This is a genomic window from Streptomyces durocortorensis (genome assembly GCF_031760065.1).
In the GTDB taxonomy this organism is placed as follows: Bacteria; Actinomycetota; Actinomycetes; order Streptomycetales; family Streptomycetaceae; genus Streptomyces.
Genome location: NZ_CP134500.1, coordinates 5,950,252 through 5,968,449, shown reverse-complemented (window position 1 = coordinate 5,968,449; position 18,198 = coordinate 5,950,252). Strand labels below are relative to the sequence as shown.

The window sequence follows — 18,198 nt, the reverse complement described above, 5'->3', positions numbered from 1 at the left end:
GGGGTGGTGGCGAAGGGGTGAGGTGGCGGGCGAGCAGTCGCGCCTTGTGGGCAGGACAACAGCCCACCAGTCTACGTGGGCGTGGGCGGGGCGCCGACCACGAGCGAGGCCCGCGTCGTGGGGACGCCCGTCGCGCGACCGGCCGCCGCCTCTCACTTCTTGGGGTTCGGCTCCTTGCTCCTGCTGTTCCTGCGTTCCACCGGGCCCCGGCGCACCGACCCCGGAGCGTTCCACTCCGCGCGCCTCCTCGCCCGCCTCTTCGCGGCCTCGGAGGACTGGAGCTGGTAGGGGACGGACGTGACCATGACGCCCGGGGTGAACAGCAGGCGGCCCTTCAGACGCAGGGCGCTCTGGTTGTGGAGCAGGTGCTCGTACCAGTGGCCGACGACGTACTCGGGGATGTAGACGCTGACCACGTCGCGCGGGCTCTCGCGGCGCAGCCCCTTGACGTAGTCGATGACCGGGCGGGTCACCTCGCGGTAGGGCGAGTCGAGGATCTTGAGCGGTACGTTGATGCCGCGCCGCTCCCAGTCCTCGCGGAGCGCCTTCGTCTCGTCCGGGTCGACGCTGATGGAGAGGGCCTCCAGGCGGTCGGCGCGGATCAGTTTCGCGTAGGCGAGGGCGCGCAGCGTGGGGCGGTGGAGCTTGGAGACCAGCACGATCGCGTGGACACGGGAGGGGCGCAGGCCCTCGTCCGCGGGGGCCTCGTCGGCGGCGATCTCGTCGGCGACCCGGTCGTAGTGCTTCCGGATGGCGGTCATCGTGCCGTAGAAGATCACCATGCCGAGCAGGGCGACCCAGGCGCCGTGGGTGAACTTGGTGGCGAGGACGACGACCAGGACCAGCCCGGTGAAGGTGGCGCCGAAGGCGTTGATGGCCCGGGAGCGGATCATGTGGCGGCGCCGGGCGGGGTCCTCCTCGGTGCTCAGATGGCGGTTCCAGTGCCGGACCATGCCGGTCTGGCTGAGGGTGAAGGAGACGAACACCCCGACGATGTAGAGCTGGATCAGGTGCGTGGAGTCGGCGTCGTAGATCCAGACGAGCAGGATCGCGGCCCCGGCCAGCAGGACGATGCCGTTGGAGAAGGCGAGGCGGTCGCCGCGGGTGTGCAGCTGGCGCGGCAGGTAGCGGTCCTGGGCGAGGATCGAGCCGAGCAGCGGGAAACCGTTGTACGCGGTGTTCGCGGCCAGGAAGAGCACGAGTGCGGTCGCCGCGGCGAGGACCATGAAGAGGAACGAGCCATGGCCGAAGACCGCCTCGGCGACCTGGGAGATCACCGGGTCCTGGGTGAAGTTCTCACCGACCGGGGAGCCGTCGCGGATCAGGTCCACGGCCGGGTTCTCGGCCATCTTGACGTCGGTGGCCATGGCGAGCCCGATGATCCCGCAGAACATGGTGACGGCGAGCAGGCCCATCGCGGCCAGCGTGGTCGCGGCGTTCCTGCTCTTGGGCTTGCGGAACGCGGGGACCCCGTTGCTGATCGCCTCGACGCCGGTGAGGGCGGCGCAGCCGGAGGAGAACGCGCGCAGGAGGAGGAAGACCAGGGCGAAGCCCGCGAGCCCTTCGTGTTCGGGCTTGATCTCGAACTCGGAGGTGGGGGCGTGCATCGTGTCGCCGAGGACCAGCCCCCGGAACGCGCCCCACAGGATCATCCCGAAGACACCGGCCACGAAGAGGTAGGTGGGGATGGCGAACAGCTTCCCCGATTCCTTCACTCCGCGCAGATTCATCAAGGTGAGCAGGACGATGGCGCCTATGGCACAGAACGTCTTGTGCTCGATGACGAACGGAATGGCGGAGCCCAGGTTCTCCACACCCGAGGAGATCGACACGGCGACGGTGAGGACGTAGTCGACGAGCAGGGCGCTGGCGACGGTCAGTCCGGCCTTGGGCCCGAGGTTGGTGTTGGCGACCTCGTAGTCGCCACCGCCGCTCGGGTAGGCGCGGACGTTCTGCCGGTAGGAGGCGACGACCGTGAACATGAGGACGACGACGGCGAGCGCGATCCAGGGGCTGAAGTGGTACGCCGACACTCCCGCGACGGACAGCACGAGGAGGACTTCTCCGGGTGCGTACGCCACCGAGGACAACGGGTCGGATGCGAAGACGGGAAGCGCGATGCGCTTCGGGAGGAGCGTTTCTCCCAGCTTGTCGCTGCGCAGCGCCCGGCCGATCAGGATCCGTTTGGGCAGGTCGGTCAGTTTGGACACGCTGAGGATCGTAAGCGGAGCCCGGGCCCGGGACGAACGCCCTTTTTACGTGGCCCCGCAATCTCCTGCGCTCGGCGGAGAATGCGGGGCCTTCTTTAACGAAATCCTTGCGCCCGCTCGGACCATTTTGCTTTTCCTTTGCCGGAGTGTCCCGGAGACAGGGACACTCCGGATGAGGCCGGGGCATCCCTGGCGCATAAGCTCATCCCCGGGCCGCACCGCGGGTGCGGGCCCGTTGTTTGCCCGGCAAGCTGAGAGAGAAGTGTGAGCAGCGTGTTTTCGCAGGTCAGCCGGATGACCAGGACGGCGGGGTAGGCGCACAGTGCACATCGTCATCATGGGCTGCGGGCGCGTCGGAGCCGCTCTCGCGCAGACCCTCGAACAGCAGGGGCACACGGTCGCGGTGATCGACCAGGACCCTACGGCCTTCCGCCGTCTCGGGTCCGGATTCGGCGGGCGCCGGGTCACCGGGGTCGGCTTTGATCAGGACACCCTCCGCGAGGCGGGCATCGAGGAGGCCGGGGCTTTCGCCGCGGTCAGCAGTGGCGACAACTCCAACATCATCGCGGCCCGGGTGGCACGTGAGACGTTCTCCATCGAGAACGTCGCGGCCCGGATCTACGACCCGAAGCGCGCCGAGGTCTACCAGCGTCTCGGCATTCCCACGGTGGCGACGGTGCGCTGGACGGCGGACCAGATGCTGCGCCGGCTGCTGCCCTCGGGCGCGGAGCCGCTGTGGCGCGATCCGAGCGGGGGTGTGCAGCTCGCCGAGGTGCATACGACGCCGTCCTGGATCGGCCACAAGATCAGCACGCTCCAGGAGGAGACGGGGGTCCGCGTGGCCTTCCTCACCCGGCTGGGTGAGGCCATTCTGCCGACCTCGCAGACGGTTCTCCAGGAGGGCGATCTGGTGCACGTGATGATGCGTACGGACGAGATCGCCAAGGTCGAAGAGGCCTTCGCCCAGGGTCCCGAGGAGGACGGTCACTGATGCGTGTGTCGATTGCCGGGGCGGGCGCGGTGGGCCGTTCCATCGCCACCGAGCTGCTGGAGAACGGGCACGAGGTGCTGCTGATCGACAAGGCGCCGAGCGCCATCTCGGTGGAGCGGGTCCCGATGGCCGAGTGGCTGCTCGCGGACGCCTGCGAGATCACGTCGCTGGACGAGGCGGCGCTGCAGCGGTGCAACGTGGTGATCGCCGCGACCGGGGACGACAAGGTGAACCTGGTCGTCTCCCTGCTCGCCAAGACCGAGTACGGCGTACCGCGTGTGGTGGCCCGGGTGAACCATCCGAAGAACGAGTGGCTGTTCAACGAGTCCTGGGGCGTGGACGTCGCCGTCTCGACGCCGCGTCTGATGTCGGCCCTGGTCGAGGAGGCGGTGAGCGTCGGAGATCTGGTCCGGCTGCTGCGCTTCAGCCACGGCGACGCCAACCTGGTCGAGCTGACGCTGCCGCCGGAATCGGCCCTGGCCGGTACCCGCGTGGGGGATGTCGCGTGGCCCGAGGACACCTCGCTGGTGACCATCATCCGCGGGTCGCGGGTGCTCACGCCGAGCCCGGAGGAGTCCCTGGAGGCCGGTGACGAGCTGCTGTTCGTGGCCGCCCAGGCGCGTGAGGAGCAGTTGGAGGACCTGTTGTCGGTCCGCCGCGGCCCCTCGGACGACTGACCCGGAGAGGCATCTGTACGTGAGTGAAGGGGCCCGGAACCGCTTCTTGGGTTCCAGGCCCCTTCACTCACGTCCGTTACGGGGTCACGCCTCCGGGTTGCGCAGCGCGGCCGCGGCCTGTGCCGTGCGCTCCTTCTCGGCCTGCTCCTCGGCCTCCATCTCGGCGAAGACGTCGATGGGCGGCGGCGCCTTCGCGAGGAAGACCCAGGTCAGATAGACCGCGAGCAGGAACGGCGGGATCTTCAGGGCGACCAGCACCCAGCCGAACTGGGTGGTGTCGGCCCACCAGTAGAGCGGGAAGAGGATCGCGCACTTGGCGAGCAGGATGAATCCCCAGGCGTAGCTGGCCTTGGTGTACGCCTTCTTCCGGCCCGGGTTGCGGGTCCGCCAGGAGAGGTTCTCCTTGAAGACCGGGCCGAGGATCAGCCCGATCAGCGGTACGCCTGCGGCGGCGGTGCCGAGATAGGCGATGGCCAGGCCCAGCGTGTAGAGCATGCCCGGCAGGTAGAAGTCCTTGGCGTTGCCCGTCATCATCGCGAAGACCACACCGAAGGCCACCCCGAAGACGCCGCTGAAGGCGTGCTTGACGGTGTCCCTGCGGATCAGCCGGACGGCCACCAGGGCCAGGGACACGGCCAGGGCCGCGATGGCCGAGATGTGCAGGTCCTTGTTGATGGTGAAGATCGTGACGAAGAGCAGCCCGGGGAGGACTGTCTCCACCATGCCGCGTACGCCGCCGAAGGCCTCGAAGAGGGCGGCCTCGGTGACCGCCTTCGACTCGGCGTCCTGCTGAGCGGCGTGCTTGCCCCCTGCGTCCTGCTGTGCGGTGCGGTGGGACTGGTCCGTTTCGGACGTCGGCTTGTCCAGAGACGTCACCGGCTACTCCTTGCCGAGCGGTCGGAGTTCGTATGTGGGGTTGAACAGCACCCGGCGGCCGTGGCTCATGGCGACCCGCCCCGATGCGATGATCCTGCGGCCGGGCTCTATGCCGGCTATGGAACGCCGGCCGAGCCAGACCACGTCCAGCGGCTCGGTGCCGTCGAAGAGCTCCGCCTCCAGAGCGGGCACTCCGGCCCGGGGTCGGAGGGTGACGGTCCGCAACGTACCAGCCACCTTCACGATCTGCCGGTCGGAGCACTCGGAGATCCGGGTGCATCCGGTGACCTGCGCGTCCTGCCGCAGCTCCTGGGACTCCAGGTCCTCCTGGGAGCTGGAGAGCCGGTCGAGCATACGGCGGAAGCGCCCGGAAGGCCTCGCCGCCTTCCCGGCCTTCCCGGCTTTCTCGGATCGGGGAACAGCACTCATACCCGAAGGGTACCGGTCCCGGCCACCGCCGTCGGGGGTCCGGGTGACCACCCGAACGGATGGCGCCGGAGGGGTGACCGACGCGGTGTCCCGCCGGGTCTCAGCCGCGTTCGAAGCGGTAGCCCATCCCCGGCTCGGTGACGAAGTGGCGGGGGTGCGAGGGGTCCGCCTCCAGCTTGCGGCGGAGCTGGGCCATGTAGACCCGCAGGTAGTTGGTCTCGGTGCCGTAGGAAGGGCCCCAGACCTCCTGGAGGAGCTGCTTCTGGCTGACCAGACGGCCGCCGTTGCGGACGAGGACCTCCAGCAGGTGCCATTCGGTGGGGGTGAGCCGTACGTCGCGGCCCGCCCGGTGCACCTTCTTCGCGGCCAGGTCGACGGTGAATTCGGCCGTCTCGACGATCGCGATGTCCTCGGCGCCGCCCTCCTGGCCGACCGGCTCCGCACGGCGTACGGAGGCGCGCAGCCGGGCCAGCAGCTCGTCCATGCCGAAGGGCTTGGTGACGTAGTCGTCGGCGCCCGCGTCCAGGGCCTCCACCTTCTCGTCGGAGGTGTGGCGCGCGGAGAGGACGAGGATCGGGACCCGGGTCCAGCCGCGCAGCCCCTTGATCACCTCGACCCCGTCCATGTCGGGCAGCCCGAGGTCCAGGACGACGACGTCGGGGTGGCGGGCGGCGGCGAGCTGGAGGGCGGTCGCCCCGTCGGGAGCGGCGTCGACCTCGTACTGGCGAGCCTTCAGGTTGATCACGAGGGCGCGGACGATCTGCGGCTCGTCGTCGATCACAAGCACCCTGGTCATCGCGGACCTGCCTTTCTGTACGGGGAAGGGGAAGCGAACGCGTGGGGGCGGGCGGCAGACGCCCTGGGGTGGGTCACGAGGTGACCTGCGCGGGGAGATCGGCGTCGACGCGGGCGCCGCCCGGCGCCGCGGCGAGGGTCAGCACCATGGTCAGCCCGCCGCCCGGGGTGTCCTCGGCGTCCAGCGTGCCGCCCATAGCCTCCGCGAAGCCCCGGGAGACGGCGAGGCCGAGGCCCACCCCGGCTCCGCGCGGGGCGTCCCCGTACCGCTGGAAGGGTTCAAAGATGCTCTCCTTGGCTTCTTCGGGGACGCCCCGGCCACGGTCCACGACCCGTAGCTCCACCCGGCCGCCGAGCGCGCTGGCGGCGACATGGACGGGCTCCTGGCCGGAGTGGTACTTGACGGCGTTCTCCACGATGTTGGCGACGACCCGCTCCAGGAGCCCCGGGTCGACGGCGACCATGGGCAGCGTCTCGGGGATGTCGAGGTCGACGCTGCCGTCGGGGACCCCGCCGAGGGCCATGGGGACCACCTCGTCGAGATCGATCTCGCGGATCAGCGGGGTCACGGTGCCGGTCTGGAGGCGGGACATGTCCAGCAGGTTGCCGACCAGGTGGCCGAGCCGGTCGGCGCCGTCCTCGATGCCTTCGAGGAGCTCCGCCTGGTCCTGCTCGGACCAGGCGACGTCGTCGGAGCGCAGGGAGCTGACGGCCGCCTTGATGCCGGCCAGCGGGGTGCGCAGGTCGTGGCTGACGGCGGCGAGCAGGGCGGTCCTGATCCGGTTGCCCTCGGCGAGCCTGCGGGCCTGTTCGGCCTCCCCTACCAGGCGCTGGCGGTCCAGGACGACGGCCGCCTGGGCGGCGAACGCGCCGAGCACCCGGCGGTCCTCGGCGGGCAGCACCCGGCCGGACAGCGCGAGGGCCATGTTGTCGCCGACCGGCATGTCCACGTCCGCGTCCTCGGGGCGGGCCACCGGGGCCGGTCCGACCGATCCGGCGCAGGTCCACGGCTCCACGTCGCTGCTGCGCTCCAGCAGGGCGACGGACTCCATGGCGAAGGTCTCGCGGACCCGCTCCAGCAGTGCGTCCAGGGCGGTCTCGCCGCGCAGCACGCTGCCCGCGAGGAAGGAGAGGATCTCCGACTCGGCGCGCAGCCGGGCGGCCTGGTGGGTGCGCCGGGCCGCGAGGTCGACGACGGAGGAGACCGCCACCGCCACCGCGAAGAAGATCACGATGGCGACGAGGTTCTCCGGGTCCTGGACGGTCAGGGTGTGGGTGGGCGGGGTGAACCAGTAGTTCAGCAGCATGGAGCCGACGGCCGCCGAGGCGAGCGCGGGCCGCACTCCGCCGAGCAGGGCGGCGACCACGGTGAGGAAGAGGAAGAGCAGGACGTCGTTGGCGAGGCCGGGCGCGTCCTCCATGCCGCGCAGCACCACCGCGAGCAGGACGGGGCCGACGACGCCGACGAGCCAGCCCCAGACGAGCCGGGCTCGGCCGAGCCGGGCGCCGCGGGCCATGGGCAGACCGCGGCCCTTGGCGACCTCCTCGTGGGTGACGATGTGGACGTCCAGGTCGGGGCCTGACTCGCGGGCGACGGTCGCGCCGACCCCGGGTCCGTAGATGTACTGCCAGGTCTTGCGGCGGCTGGAGCCCAGCACGATCTGGGTGGCGTTGACGCCGCGCGCGAACTCCAGCAGGGCCGCGGGTATGTCGTCGCCGATGACGTGGTGGAAGGTGCCGCCGAGGTCCTCGACCAGGGTGCGCTGGACGGCCAGCTCCTTCGGCGACACGGAGGTCAGGCCGTCGCTGCGGGCGATGTAGACGGCGAGGATCTCGCTGCCGGAGCCCTTGGCCGCGATCCGGGAGGCGCGGCGGATGAGGGTGCGTCCTTCGGGTCCGCCGGTGAGGCCGACGACGATGCGTTCGCGGGCCTGCCAGGTGGTGCGGATGTCGTGCTCGCCCCGGTACTGCTGGAGGTACTCGTCGACCCGGTCGGCGGTCCACAGGAGCGCCAGTTCACGCAGGGCGGTGAGGTTGCCGGGGCGGAAGTAGTTGGAGAGGGCGGCGTCCATCCTGTCGGGCTGGTAGATGTTGCCGTGCGCCATCCGGCGGCGCAGCGCCTGGGGCGACATGTCGACCAGCTCGATCTGATCGGCCCGGCGCACCACCTCGTCGGGGACCGTCTCGCGCTGCCGGACCCCGGTGATCGACTCCACGACGTCGCCCAGCGACTCCAGGTGCTGGATGTTGACCGTGGATATGACGTCGATCCCGGCCCTGAGCAGCTCCTCGACGTCCTGCCACCGCTTGGCGTTGCGCGAACCGGGAACATTGGTGTGCGCCAGCTCGTCGACCAGGGCCACGGCCGGGGCACGCTCCAGGACCGCGTCGACGTCCATCTCGGTGCGGAGCGCCGAGCGGTGGACGACCTCGCTGCGCGGGACCTGTTCCAGACCGTCCAGCAGCGCCTCGGTGCGCGGCCTGCCGTGGTGCTCCACGAAGGCCACCACGCAGTCGGTGCCGCGTTCGACCCTGCGGTGGGCCTCGCTGAGCATCGCGTACGTCTTGCCGACGCCCGGTGCCGCGCCCAGGTAGATCCGGAGTGTGCCGCGTCCCATGGCCCCATCGTCTTCTTCCGTCCGGCGGAGTCTGACGACGGCCGGTGGCAGCCGGTGCGGCTGCCACCGTAGACGCTACTCCGCCTGTTCAGGCGCTACTCCGCCTGTTCGACGATGTGGCCGTCGCTCAGCTCCAGGACCCGGTCGGCCAGGCCCAGCAGCTGCGGGTCGTGGGTGGCGACGAGGGCGGTGACGTTCTCGCTGCGCACGACCGCGCGGAGCAGTTCCATCACGGCGAGCCCGGTTTCGGCGTCCAGCTGCCCGGTGGGCTCGTCGGCGATCAGGAGGGCGGGGTGGTTGGCGAGGGCGCGGGCGATGGCGACGCGCTGCTGCTGACCGCCGGAGAGCTCGCCGGGGCGCTGCTCGGCGTGGTCGGCGAGGCCGACGAGGGAGAGCAGCAGCGCGACCCGCTCGTCGCGCTCGGCCGGGTCGGCCCTGCGCAGCCGCAGGGGTACGCCGACGTTCTCGGCGGCGGTCAGGATCGGGATCAGGCCGAAGGACTGGAAGATGAAGCCGACCCGGTCGCGGCGCAGCTCCAGCAGGCCCTTCTCGCCCAGCCCGGCCAGCTCGGTGCCGTCCACGGTGATCCGGCCGCCGTCGGGGGTGTCCAGGCCGCCGACCAGGTTGAGCAGCGTGGTCTTGCCGGAGCCGGAGCGGCCCTTGAGCGCGACCAGCTCGCCGCGGGGTATCTCGAAGGAGACTCCGCGCAGGGCGTGCACGGCCGCGGCTCCGCTGCCGTACGAGCGGTGCAGGTCCTCGACCCGGACCATGGCCGTACGGGTGGGGTCCTCGGCCAGGGCCGTGCCGGACTTCCCGCTGGTGCTCTCGGTCATGCCGCTCCCCCGTGTACGTACGTGGCCCGCTTCGTCGCCCGCCAAGTATGTGCGTGGGGCACGCGGTCGGGCAATGGCCGGGGGCGGGTGCGTACGACGGCCGGTGGGCCGCGCCCGGGAGGGCGCGGCCCACCGGCCGTCGCTGTGCGGTGCCGCGGGTGCCGCTAGCGGACCTCGGTGATCTCGGGGCCGCGCTGGAGCTGGCCCATGCCGCCGGAGAACTTCGAGCCCTCCTGCTCCTCCTGCTGGATGCCCTCGGGCACCATCTGGGCGTCGTTGGGGAGCTTGAGGACGATCGGGTCGCGGGGGGCCATCGGCCCGTCTCCGCGGACGACCACGGTGTCCCGGAAGACCGTCTCCAGCAGTCCGGCGGCCTCCGGCTGCACGGCGCCCTGGCCGGAGATCACACCGCGCAGGAACCAGCGCGGACCGTCGACGCCGACGAAACGCACCAGCTGCACGCCGCCCGTGCCGTCGGGGAGCTGCACCGGGACCTGGGCGCGCAGCTCCCAGCCCAGCGGGCCGTCGACCTCGTCGATGATGCCGCCCTGCTGGGTGATGCCCGAGGCGATCTCCTCGCGGACCTCGCCCCAGATGCCCTCCTTCTTGGGGGCGGCGAAGGCCTGCAACTGGATGGCGCTGTCGCGCAGCACCACGGTGGCGGCGACGATCGCGTCCCCGGCCACCTCGACGCGCAGCTCCATGCCTTCGACCCCGGGGACGAAGATGCCGCCCAGGTCGACCCGGCCCTCGCCGGGCTGGGAGACCTCGGAGCTGTCCCAGGGCCCGTCCGGCCGGGGGGCCGGCGGGAGGTTCATCCGGCGGGGGGCGTCCCCGTCGGTACCGTCGAGCTCGTCGGCGACCTGCTCGGTCTCGCGCACCTCGTCCGCCGCGTCCTCGGCGGAACCACTCTTCTTGCGACGTCCGAACACGTCACTGTCCTTCCCGGTCGGATACGACCGAAGCGTAGCTGTTCCCACCGTGGGTGATCCCGCCCTCGGCGACGTCCACCGACACATGGCCGCCGGTGGACCCGAAGCCCCCTTCGGCCCGCGCCGAGCCGGGAAGTTCCGCCACCTCGTGGAAGCGCACCTTCTCGACCTGCTGGACAACCAATTGGGCAATCCGGTCGAACCGTTCGAATCGCACGCTCTCGCGCGGATCGAGGTTGACCACGATCACCTTGATCTCCCCACGGTACCCGGCATCCACCGTCCCTGGGGCATTCACGAGGGCCACTCCGCAGCGGGCTGCGAGGCCCGAGCGCGGGTGCACGAACGCGGCGTACCCGTCGGGGAGGGCGATCGAGACGCCGGTGGGCAGCACCACGCGCTCGCCGGGCGCGAGCTCGGCGGCCTCGGTGGTCACCAGGTCGGCCCCGGCGTCCCCGGGGTGTCCGTACGCCGGAATCGGCACCTCCGGGTCGAGCAGGCGGATCAGTACGTCGACGGGGTTGCGCATCAGGGGTTCACCTCGAAGGCGCGGGCGCGCCTGACCTGGTCGGGGTCGGACATGGCGGCCTGGATCTCGGCGGGACGGCCGTTCTCGATGAAGTGGTCGACCTTCACCTCGATGAAGAGGGCGTCGGCGCGGACCGCTACGGGGCCTTCGGGGCCGCCGATCCGGCCGGTGGCGGTGGAGTAGATCTTGCGGCCGTGCACGGCGGTGATCCGGGCGTCCAGATGCAGCACGGTGTCCACGGGGACGGGCCGCACGAAGTCGGTCTCCAGCCGTCCGGTCACCGCGATGGTGCGCAGCAGCCAGTTCAGGGAGCCGAGCGTCTCGTCCAGCGCGGTGGCGAGCACGCCGCCGTGGGCGAGGCCGGGGGCGCCCTGGTGGGCGGGCTTGACGGTGAACTCGGCGGTGACGCTCACGCCCTCACCGGCCCGCGCCATGAGCTGCAGTCCGTGGGGCTGTCCCCCGCCGCAGCCGAAACAGTGTTCGTAGTGCGCCCCGAGGAGCTGGCCGGGGGCGGGCGCGTCGGGGTGCCGGACCGGCGCCGCGGCGTCGGCCGGGGGTGTCAGAGCTGCTGATGTTCCACTCACAGGCGCAGACCTTACCCGCGCGGCGGAGTGCCGGGGACGCCGTGCCAAGCTTGGTTCCATGCAGCCTTCCGCACCGCCCTTCGACGAACGTCTCACCGCTCCCCGGTCCTGGTGGTTCATCGCCTTCGGGGTCGGTCTCGCCTGCGCGCTGATGCTCCTGCCGCTCGGCAGCCTGCCGCTGCTCGCCGGACTGGTCGGCGGCACCGCAGCGGCGGCGGTCGTGGTGAGCAGTTACGGCTCCGCCCGGATCCGGGTCGTCGCCGGTGCGCTGGTGGCGGGGGAGGCGCGGATTCCGCTGTCGGCGCTCGGGGAGCCCGAGGTGCTGGACGCCGAGGAGGCGCGGGCCTGGCGTACGCACCGGGCGGACGCGCGCGCCTTCATGCTGCTGCGCAGCTATGTGGAGACGGCGGTGCGGGTGGAGGTCACGGATCCCGAGGACCCGACTCCGTACGTCTATCTCTCCACCCGGGACCCGCAGGGCCTGGCGGCGGCGCTGAGCGCCGTACCGGCGTCCTGAGCACGTACCGGGGCCCCGCTCTCAGGAGCCCTCGGCCTCCCTGGGCAGCACGGCAGGCAGCGCGGGCTGCTCCAGCGGGGGCAGTGCGTCGAGCCGGTCCCAGGGGATCTGCTGCTTGCGCAGGTCGCCCCTGACCCGGTCGGCGAGCTTGCGGGTGTCGCGGCGGTTCATCGTGGCGCCGACGGCGGCGCCGATCATGAACGGGATCAGGTTGGGCAGATTGCGCGCCATGCGCTTCATGATCTGCTGGCGCAGCTCGCGCTTCATCTGGCCGCCGAGGGCGGCGTTGAGTGTGGTGGGACGGGTGACGTCGATGCCGCGCTCCTCCGTCCACGAGGTCAGATACGCGGTGCTGCGCTGGACGAGGTGGCCCGGCGGGCGGCGGCCGTAGACCTCGTGGAGCTCGGCGACGAGCTTCATCTCGATCGCGGCGACGCCGGTGACCTCGGCCGCCAGCTCGGCGAGCATGGCGGGCGGTACGGGCATCATGGCGGCCGCCCCGATGCCTGCGCCGACGGTCGCGGTGGCCCGGCTCGCGCCCGCCACGAGCTTGTCGGCGAGCTCCTCGGGCCCCAGCCCGGGGAACTGCTTCTGCAGGGTGGCCAGGTCGCGCACCGGGACGCGGGGAGCCGTCTCGATGATCCGGTCGGCCAGCAGGCCGGCCATGGCCTTCGCGCTCTCCCCGCCCTTGCGTACACCCCGTTTCACTGCGTACAGGCGGCCTGCCCCGGTCGCGGGCTCCGCCTGGTCCTGCTGATCCGTTTCTCCGGTCCTGTCCACCAGGGCCGGGGCCCCGGCCACTTCGAGCGAGGCCGACCGGCCCCGCCCGTCGTCGGAGATACCGGAGGCGTCAGGCAGGGCGGCGGACCGCTCGGCAGACGCGTGAACGCCTTCTGCCGGGCCTGTGCCGCCTGTACCGCCCTGATGGACCTCCGGGCCGTGCCGACGCCAGGGGCGCCGCTTCCGGAACGGTGTGTCGCCTGCCACGGCCGACCCGGCCTCAGTCGCAGTCGCGGCAGATGGGCTGACCGTTCTTCTCGCGGGCCAGCTGGCTGCGGTGGTGCACCAGGAAGCAGCTCATGCAGGTGAACTCGTCGGCCTGCTTGGGCAGCACCCGGACGGCCAGCTCCTCGTTGGAGAGGTCCGCACCGGGCAGTTCGAGGCCCTCGGCCGCGTCGAACTCGTCGACATCGACGGCGGAGGCCGTCTTGTCGCTCCGACGAGCCTTGAGCTCTTCGAGGCTGTCCTGGTCCACGTCGTCGTCGGTCTTGCGTGGGGTGTCGTAATCCGTTGCCATGTCGCTCTCCCCCTCTTGGGTGTCTGCGGGTGTCTCAGCGCACGTAACGCGTGAGAGGCCGGACTTGTGCCCGACCTGAGGCGGAGATTTTGCCTCACATCAAGGTCTGTTACTCAATCGACACCCAACCGGACACCTCGGGGAGGCTCTGCTTGGGTGGCGATGGGGACCGTACACGGTCCCGTCTGTGCAGTTCACGGGCGCCACCCCGTTTACTTCCCGTGATATCGACCGCTAAAAACCCGGACGTTTACCGGCTTTTCGCAGGATTCGTCATCACGGAGAGTAGATGATCCAAAAATCGACCCTGTGATCGATCACACACGGCTCGCCCGGGAACGGGTCCTGAAAATTCCGCCCAAAGCGAACATGGAGATTCGGTGCAGAGTCACTTCATGCAGCTTCTCAGACCGGAAGGGTGACGCGCATCACGAGACCGCCGCCCTCGCGGGGCTCCGCGATGATACGGCCTCCGTGGGCCCGCGCGACGGATCGCGCGATCGACAGGCCGAGCCCGACCCCCTTGTCGCTGCCCGTGCGCTCCGTACGCAGCCGGGTGAAGGGCTCGAAGAGGTTGTCGATCTCGTACGCCGGGACCATCGGGCCGGTGTTGGAGACGACGAGCACGGCCTGCCCCGGCTGGAGCTCGGTGGTGACCTCCACCCAGCCGTCCTCGGGCACGTTGTAGCGCACGGCGTTCTGTACGAGGTTCAGCGCGATCCGCTCCAGCAGGACCCCGTTGCCCTGGACGACGGCTCCGGCCCGCTCGCCGCGGATCTCCACGTTCTTCGCCACCGCCTCCGCCCGCGCCTGGTCGATGGCGCGCTCGGCGACCTCGGCGAGGTCGACCGGCTTGCGCTCGACGATCTGGTTGTCGCTGCGGGCCAGCAGCAGCAGCCCCTCGACCAGCTGCTCGCTGCGCTCGTTGGTGGCCAGGAGGGTCTTGCCGAGCTGGTGCAGCTCCGGCGGGGCCTCCGGGTCGGAGAGGTGGACCTCCAGCAGCGTGCGGTTGATCGCCAGCGGGGTGCGCAGCTCGTGCGAGGCGTTGCCGACGAACCGCTGCTGCGCGGTGAAGGCCCGCTCCAGCCGGTCCAGCATGTCGTCGAAGGTGTCCGCCAGCTCCTTGAGCTCGTCGTCCGGGCCGTCCAGCTCGATCCGCCGGGTGAGGTCGGTGCCGGCCACCCGGCGCGCGGTCCGGGTGATCCGACCGAGCGGGGACAGGACGCGGCCAGCCATGGCGTAACCGAAGGCGAAGGCGATGACGCTGAGACCGACCAGGGCGAGGAGCGAGCGGTTGAGCAGGGTGTCCAGCGCCTGCTGGCGCTGCTCCCCGTTGCACGCCTTGAGCGCGGCGTTCGCCTCGTCCGCCGAGAGGCCCGGGGTGAGGGCGGGGCAGGCGTTGTTGGTGAGCTGGATCTTGCTGTCGGGCAGCAGCTTGAACGGGAGCTCGTTGCCCACGTGCAGCCCCTGCGCGGCCAGCATGTAGATGATCGAGAGCAGCAGGATGCCCGCGATCAGGAACATCCCGCCGTAGAGCAGGGTGAGCCGTATCCGGATGGTCGGGCGCAGCCAGGGGTACGGGGGCTCCTGCTGCTTGGGCTCCCAGGTGGGCTTCGGAGGCGCCGCGGGGGGCTCGGGGGTGGTGGCCATGGTCCTCAGATCCGGTATCCGGAACCCGGCACGGTCACGATCACGGGCGGTTCGCCGAGCTTGCGGCGGAGCGTCATGACCGTGACCCGCACCACGTTGGTGAAGGGATCGGTGTTCTCGTCCCAGGCCTTCTCCAGCAGCTGCTCGGCCGAGACGACCGCGCCCTCGCTGCGCATCAGGACCTCCAGCACCGCGAACTCCTTCGGGGCGAGCTGGATCTCCACCTCGTCGCGGAAGACCTCGCGGCGGTTCGGGTCGAGCTTGATGCCCGCCCGCTCCAGGACGGGCGGCAGCGCGACCGTCGTACGGCGGCCCAGCGCGCGCACCCGGGCGGTCAGCTCGCTGAAGGCGAAGGGCTTGGGGAGATAGTCGTCGGCGCCCAGCTCCAGGCCCTCGACCCGGTCGCTGACGTCGCCGGACGCGGTGAGCATGAGCACCCGGGTGGGCATGCCGAGCTCGACGATCCTGCGGCAGACGTCGTCGCCGTGCACCACCGGGAGGTCCCGGTCCAGCACGACGACGTCGTAGTCGTTGACCCCGATGCGCTCCAGGGCCGCGGCACCGTCGTAGACGACGTCGACGGCCATGGCCTCCCGGCGCAGTCCGGTGGCCACCGCATCGGCGAGCAGCTGCTCGTCCTCGACGACGAGTACGCGCACGGCGCAGTCCTTCCTTAGGTCCTTCTACGGATTCACTACGGGTTCACACAGCGAACGGCCCCCGGGGGAGGCCGACTGTGTGCTTCCATCCTGCCCGCAACGCGTATAAACCGGCGGTAAGACGGCGCTGGGACGGGAGGCCCCGGCGGAATGCGGCGGATTTACCGGCCAGTTGAGGTTTCTGTGCGCTCGCGCCTGGGGAAGAGGGGTTCACACCCGCGATCACGCCCGTCCCGTGGCTTGCCACGGCCCGCTCCTTTTCCCGGGGCAGCGGCGAGATCACCCGCTCCTCCGGCTCCCCCGCCGGAGGGATCCCGGGCACACCCCCGTGCCACCGACCCACGATGAGGGGGCGCATCATGGACGCTTTCACCGCAGGTCTGCTGCATCGCATCAAGACGACCGAGTACGACCTCACGCGGGCTCGCGAGGACGGCGACGACTTCCTGGCGGATGTCGAGCAGAGCGAGCTGGACGATCTGCACCGCCTGGCCGCCGAGCACGGCGTGGAAATCGGCGCCACAAGCGTCTGAGTCGTACGGCAGAGGGCCCCGGATGCTGTCCAGGCATCCGGGGCCCTCCGCTGTGCCGTCCGGCCCTCACGGCCCTCACCAGGGCTTCGGGGGTCAGTCGTGCCAGGCGCCCAGCTCCTCCAGCGCGGCCTGGAGCGGCTCGAAGACGCCCGGGGTCGCGGCCACGGTCAGGTCGCCGTCGGCGGGCAGCCCGGGGCGGCCGCCGGTCAGCGCACCCGCCTCCCGGGCGATGAGGTCGCCCGCGGCCAGGTCCCAGGGGTGCAGTCCGCGTTCGTAGTAGCCGTCCAGGCGGCCCGCCGCCACGTCGCAGAGGTCGACGGCCGCCGAGCCGCTGCGCCGGATGTCCCGGAGCCTGGGGATCAGCCGCTGGGCGACGTCCGCCTGGTGGGCGCGGACGTGGGCGACGTAGTTGAAGCCGGTCGAGACGAGGGCCTGGTCCAGAGGAGGGGCGGGGCGGCAGCGCAGGGCGTCGCCGTTCGCGTACGCCCCGCCGCCGAGGACCGCCTGGTACGTCTCCCGGCGCATCGGGGCCTCGACGACGCCCACGACGCGCTCGCCGTCGCGCTCGGCGGCGATGGAGACGGCCCAGGTGGGCAGGCCGTACAGATAGTTCACGGTGCCGTCCAGCGGGTCGATGACCCAGCGGATGCCGGTGGTGCCCGGGGAGCCGGCGCCCTCCTCGCCGAGGAAGCCGTCGTCGGGGCGGAGGTCGGAGAGGTAGCCGACGATCAGCTTCTCGGCGGCGATGTCCATCTCGGTGACCACGTCGATGGGGCTGGACTTGGTGGCGGCCACCCCCAGGTCGGCGGGGCGGCCGTCGCGCAGCAGGGCCCCGGCGCGGCGGGCGGCCTCCAGGGCGAAGTCGAGCAGTTCGGACAGGGCGGGGTCGGTCACGGTGCTCCCAAGGGGTCGGTGCGTACGGGCAGGCGGTCGTACGGGCTACGCGTACGGGCTGTCCGCGCCCGCCGCGGCCGGTTTCGGGGCCCTGGCGGGACAGCAGCCGACCGGACAGAGGTCGTGGGAGGGCCCGAGGGAGCCCAGGGCGCAGGGCCGCACCGGCAGCCCCCGCTCGGCCCCGGCGCGCTCCAGGAGCAGGTCCCGTACGGCGGCGGCGAAGCGCGGGTCGTCGCCCACCGTCGCGGACCGGCGGACCGGCAGGCCGAGCTCGGCGGCCTTGGCGGTGGCCTCGGTGTCGAGGTCGTACAGGACCTCCATGTGGTCGGAGACGAAACCGATGGGCGCCATCACGACGGCCGGGACGCCCTCGGCGCCCAGGGTCTCCAGGTGGTCGCAGATGTCGGGCTCCAGCCACGGGATGTGCGGGGCGCCGCTGCGGGACTGGTAGACGAGCTGCCAGGGGTGCTCGACGCCGGTCGCCTCGCGCACCGCCTCGACGATCAGCCGGGCCACGTCCAGGTGCTCGGCGACGTACGCCCCGCCCTCGCCGTGCGAATCGACGGGGCCGGAGGCGTCGGCTGCGGAGGCCGGGATGGAGTGGGTGGTGAACGCGATGTGGGCGCCCGCGCGCAGGTCCTCGGGGAGGTCGGCGAGCGAGGCGAGGACCCCGTCCGCCATGGGGGTCACGAAGCCGGGGTGGTTGAAGTAGTGCCGCAGCTTGTCGACCCGGGGCACCGGCAGCCCCTCGGCCGCCAGGACGGCCAGCGACTCGGCGAGGTTCTCGCGGTACTGGCGGCAGCCTGAGTACGAGGCGTAGGCGCTGGTGGCGAGGACCGCGATCCGGCGGTGTCCGGCGGTGGCCATCTCGCGCAGGACGTCGGTCAGATACGGCGCCCAGTTGCGGTTGCCCCAGTAGACGGGCAGGTCGAGGCCGTGCTCGGCGAAGTCCCTGCGCAGCGCGTCGAGCAGTGCGCGGTTCTGTGCGTTGATCGGGCTGACCCCGCCGAACAGGAAGTAGTGCTGACCGACCTCCTTGAGGCGTTCCTCGGGGATGCCCCGGCCTCGGGTCACGTTCGCCAGGAACGGAACCACGTCGTCCGGGCCCTCGGGGCCGCCGAAGGAGAGCAGCAGCAGGGCGTCGTAGGGAGCGGGATCGCGCAGATCGGACATG

19 protein-coding genes are annotated in these 18,198 nt (G+C 71.2%); 4 read left to right on the top strand and 15 right to left on the bottom strand.

What is annotated here, in order from left to right; all coding sequences use genetic code 11:
• Positions 1-152: 152 nt before the first annotated feature.
• Entirely contained in the window at positions 153-2,210 is a 2,058-nt protein-coding gene (locus RI138_RS26395) for an APC family permease (RefSeq protein WP_311121882.1), read from the bottom strand.
• 322 nt (positions 2,211-2,532) lie between these two features.
• On the opposite strand from RI138_RS26395, the gene RI138_RS26390 reads away from it, so the two are divergent.
• Positions 2,533-3,201: a potassium channel family protein gene (locus tag RI138_RS26390; RefSeq protein WP_311121881.1), complete on the top strand. Its 669-nt coding sequence runs from the start codon at positions 2,533-2,535 to the stop codon at positions 3,199-3,201.
• Entirely contained in the window at positions 3,201-3,878 is a 678-nt protein-coding gene (locus RI138_RS26385) for a potassium channel family protein (protein WP_096630324.1), read from the top strand. Before RI138_RS26390 ends, RI138_RS26385 begins: the two co-directional genes overlap by 1 nt.
• A gap of 84 nt (positions 3,879-3,962) precedes the next feature.
• Here the strand turns inward: RI138_RS26385 and RI138_RS26380 are convergent, their stop codons facing one another.
• The 8 genes from RI138_RS26380 to RI138_RS26345 all read right to left on the bottom strand — a co-directional run bounded on the left by RI138_RS26380 (position 3,963) and on the right by RI138_RS26345 (position 11,474).
• Complete coding sequence (locus RI138_RS26380; RefSeq protein ID WP_311121880.1) at positions 3,963-4,754, bottom strand: DUF3159 domain-containing protein; 792 nt, start codon at positions 4,752-4,754, stop codon at positions 3,963-3,965.
• A gap of 3 nt (positions 4,755-4,757) precedes the next feature.
• Positions 4,758-5,183: an OB-fold nucleic acid binding domain-containing protein gene (locus RI138_RS26375; RefSeq protein ID WP_311121879.1), complete on the bottom strand. Its 426-nt coding sequence runs from the start codon at positions 5,181-5,183 to the stop codon at positions 4,758-4,760.
• A 100-nt stretch (positions 5,184-5,283) separates the two neighbouring features.
• The gene (locus RI138_RS26370; protein ID WP_311121878.1) at positions 5,284-5,979 is read right to left on the bottom strand and encodes a response regulator; all 696 of its coding nucleotides are present in this window, start codon (positions 5,977-5,979) and stop codon (positions 5,284-5,286) included.
• A 73-nt stretch (positions 5,980-6,052) separates the two neighbouring features.
• Positions 6,053-8,596 carry a sensor histidine kinase KdpD gene (locus RI138_RS26365; protein ID WP_311121877.1) on the bottom strand — a complete coding sequence of 848 codons (2,544 nt, stop codon included), beginning with the start codon at positions 8,594-8,596 and terminating at the stop codon, positions 6,053-6,055.
• Between the two features lie 95 nt (positions 8,597-8,691).
• Positions 8,692-9,429: an ABC transporter ATP-binding protein gene (locus tag RI138_RS26360; protein ID WP_311121876.1), complete on the bottom strand. Its 738-nt coding sequence runs from the start codon at positions 9,427-9,429 to the stop codon at positions 8,692-8,694.
• 164 nt (positions 9,430-9,593) lie between these two features.
• A complete protein-coding gene (locus RI138_RS26355) occupies positions 9,594-10,361 on the bottom strand; it encodes a DUF3710 domain-containing protein (protein WP_311121875.1) in 768 nt (255 codons plus the stop codon).
• A 1-nt stretch (position 10,362) separates the two neighbouring features.
• Positions 10,363-10,890, bottom strand: coding sequence for a dUTP diphosphatase (gene dut, locus RI138_RS26350; protein ID WP_096630740.1), 528 nt, complete (start codon positions 10,888-10,890; stop codon positions 10,363-10,365).
• A complete protein-coding gene (locus tag RI138_RS26345) occupies positions 10,890-11,474 on the bottom strand; it encodes a PaaI family thioesterase (protein WP_311121874.1) in 585 nt (194 codons plus the stop codon). The genes dut and RI138_RS26345 overlap by 1 nt, the downstream gene beginning before the upstream one ends.
• Before the next feature lie 58 nt (positions 11,475-11,532).
• Between RI138_RS26345 and RI138_RS26340 the strand changes: the two genes are divergently transcribed.
• Entirely contained in the window at positions 11,533-11,991 is a 459-nt protein-coding gene (locus RI138_RS26340; protein ID WP_096630737.1) for a DUF3093 domain-containing protein, read from the top strand.
• A gap of 21 nt (positions 11,992-12,012) precedes the next feature.
• Here RI138_RS26340 and RI138_RS26335 read toward each other — a convergent pair whose 3' ends face one another.
• From RI138_RS26335 to RI138_RS26320, 4 genes are all read right to left on the bottom strand, one after another.
• Entirely contained in the window at positions 12,013-12,978 is a 966-nt protein-coding gene (locus tag RI138_RS26335; protein ID WP_311121873.1) for a hypothetical protein, read from the bottom strand.
• Positions 12,979-12,991: 13 nt separating this feature from the next.
• Positions 12,992-13,288, bottom strand: a complete 297-nt coding sequence (locus RI138_RS26330; protein ID WP_003965732.1) for a DUF4193 domain-containing protein — start codon at positions 13,286-13,288, stop codon at positions 12,992-12,994.
• Between the two features lie 405 nt (positions 13,289-13,693).
• Positions 13,694-14,938 carry a sensor histidine kinase gene (locus RI138_RS26325; RefSeq protein WP_096630734.1) on the bottom strand — a complete coding sequence of 415 codons (1,245 nt, stop codon included), beginning with the start codon at positions 14,936-14,938 and terminating at the stop codon, positions 13,694-13,696.
• Between the two features lie 5 nt (positions 14,939-14,943).
• Positions 14,944-15,597 (bottom strand): response regulator transcription factor, encoded by a 654-nt coding sequence (locus RI138_RS26320; RefSeq protein WP_003965735.1) that lies wholly within the window; start codon positions 15,595-15,597, stop codon positions 14,944-14,946.
• 359 nt (positions 15,598-15,956) lie between these two features.
• Here RI138_RS26320 and RI138_RS26315 point away from each other — a divergent pair, with 359 nt between their 5' ends.
• Complete coding sequence (locus RI138_RS26315; RefSeq protein WP_179500269.1) at positions 15,957-16,130, top strand: hypothetical protein; 174 nt, start codon at positions 15,957-15,959, stop codon at positions 16,128-16,130.
• 93 nt (positions 16,131-16,223) lie between these two features.
• On the opposite strand, the gene RI138_RS26310 is transcribed toward RI138_RS26315, so the two are convergent.
• Both RI138_RS26310 and RI138_RS26305 read right to left on the bottom strand, forming a co-directional pair.
• Entirely contained in the window at positions 16,224-17,024 is an 801-nt protein-coding gene (locus RI138_RS26310; RefSeq protein ID WP_311121872.1) for an inositol monophosphatase family protein, read from the bottom strand.
• A gap of 45 nt (positions 17,025-17,069) precedes the next feature.
• Positions 17,070-18,197, bottom strand: coding sequence for a ferrochelatase (locus RI138_RS26305; RefSeq protein ID WP_311121871.1), 1,128 nt, complete (start codon positions 18,195-18,197; stop codon positions 17,070-17,072).
• Position 18,198: the final 1 nt, after the last annotated feature.

Coding starts and splice junctions, on each gene's coding strand:
- RI138_RS26385 (WP_096630324.1), top strand. CDS start 3,201: ATGCGTGTGTCGATTGCCGGGGCGGGCGCGGTGGGCCGTTCCATCGCC.
- RI138_RS26375 (WP_311121879.1), bottom strand. CDS start 5,183: ATGAGTGCTGTTCCCCGATCCGAGAAAGCCGGGAAGGCCGGGAAGGCG.
- RI138_RS26370 (WP_311121878.1), bottom strand. CDS start 5,979: ATGACCAGGGTGCTTGTGATCGACGACGAGCCGCAGATCGTCCGCGCC.
- RI138_RS26365 (WP_311121877.1), bottom strand. CDS start 8,596: ATGGGACGCGGCACACTCCGGATCTACCTGGGCGCGGCACCGGGCGTC.
- RI138_RS26360 (WP_311121876.1), bottom strand. CDS start 9,429: ATGACCGAGAGCACCAGCGGGAAGTCCGGCACGGCCCTGGCCGAGGAC.
- dut (WP_096630740.1), bottom strand. CDS start 10,890: ATGCGCAACCCCGTCGACGTACTGATCCGCCTGCTCGACCCGGAGGTG.
- RI138_RS26340 (WP_096630737.1), top strand. CDS start 11,533: ATGCAGCCTTCCGCACCGCCCTTCGACGAACGTCTCACCGCTCCCCGG.
- RI138_RS26330 (WP_003965732.1), bottom strand. CDS start 13,288: ATGGCAACGGATTACGACACCCCACGCAAGACCGACGACGACGTGGAC.
- RI138_RS26325 (WP_096630734.1), bottom strand. CDS start 14,938: ATGGCCACCACCCCCGAGCCCCCCGCGGCGCCTCCGAAGCCCACCTGG.
- RI138_RS26315 (WP_179500269.1), top strand. CDS start 15,957: ATGGACGCTTTCACCGCAGGTCTGCTGCATCGCATCAAGACGACCGAG.
- RI138_RS26305 (WP_311121871.1), bottom strand. CDS start 18,197: ATGTCCGATCTGCGCGATCCCGCTCCCTACGACGCCCTGCTGCTGCTC.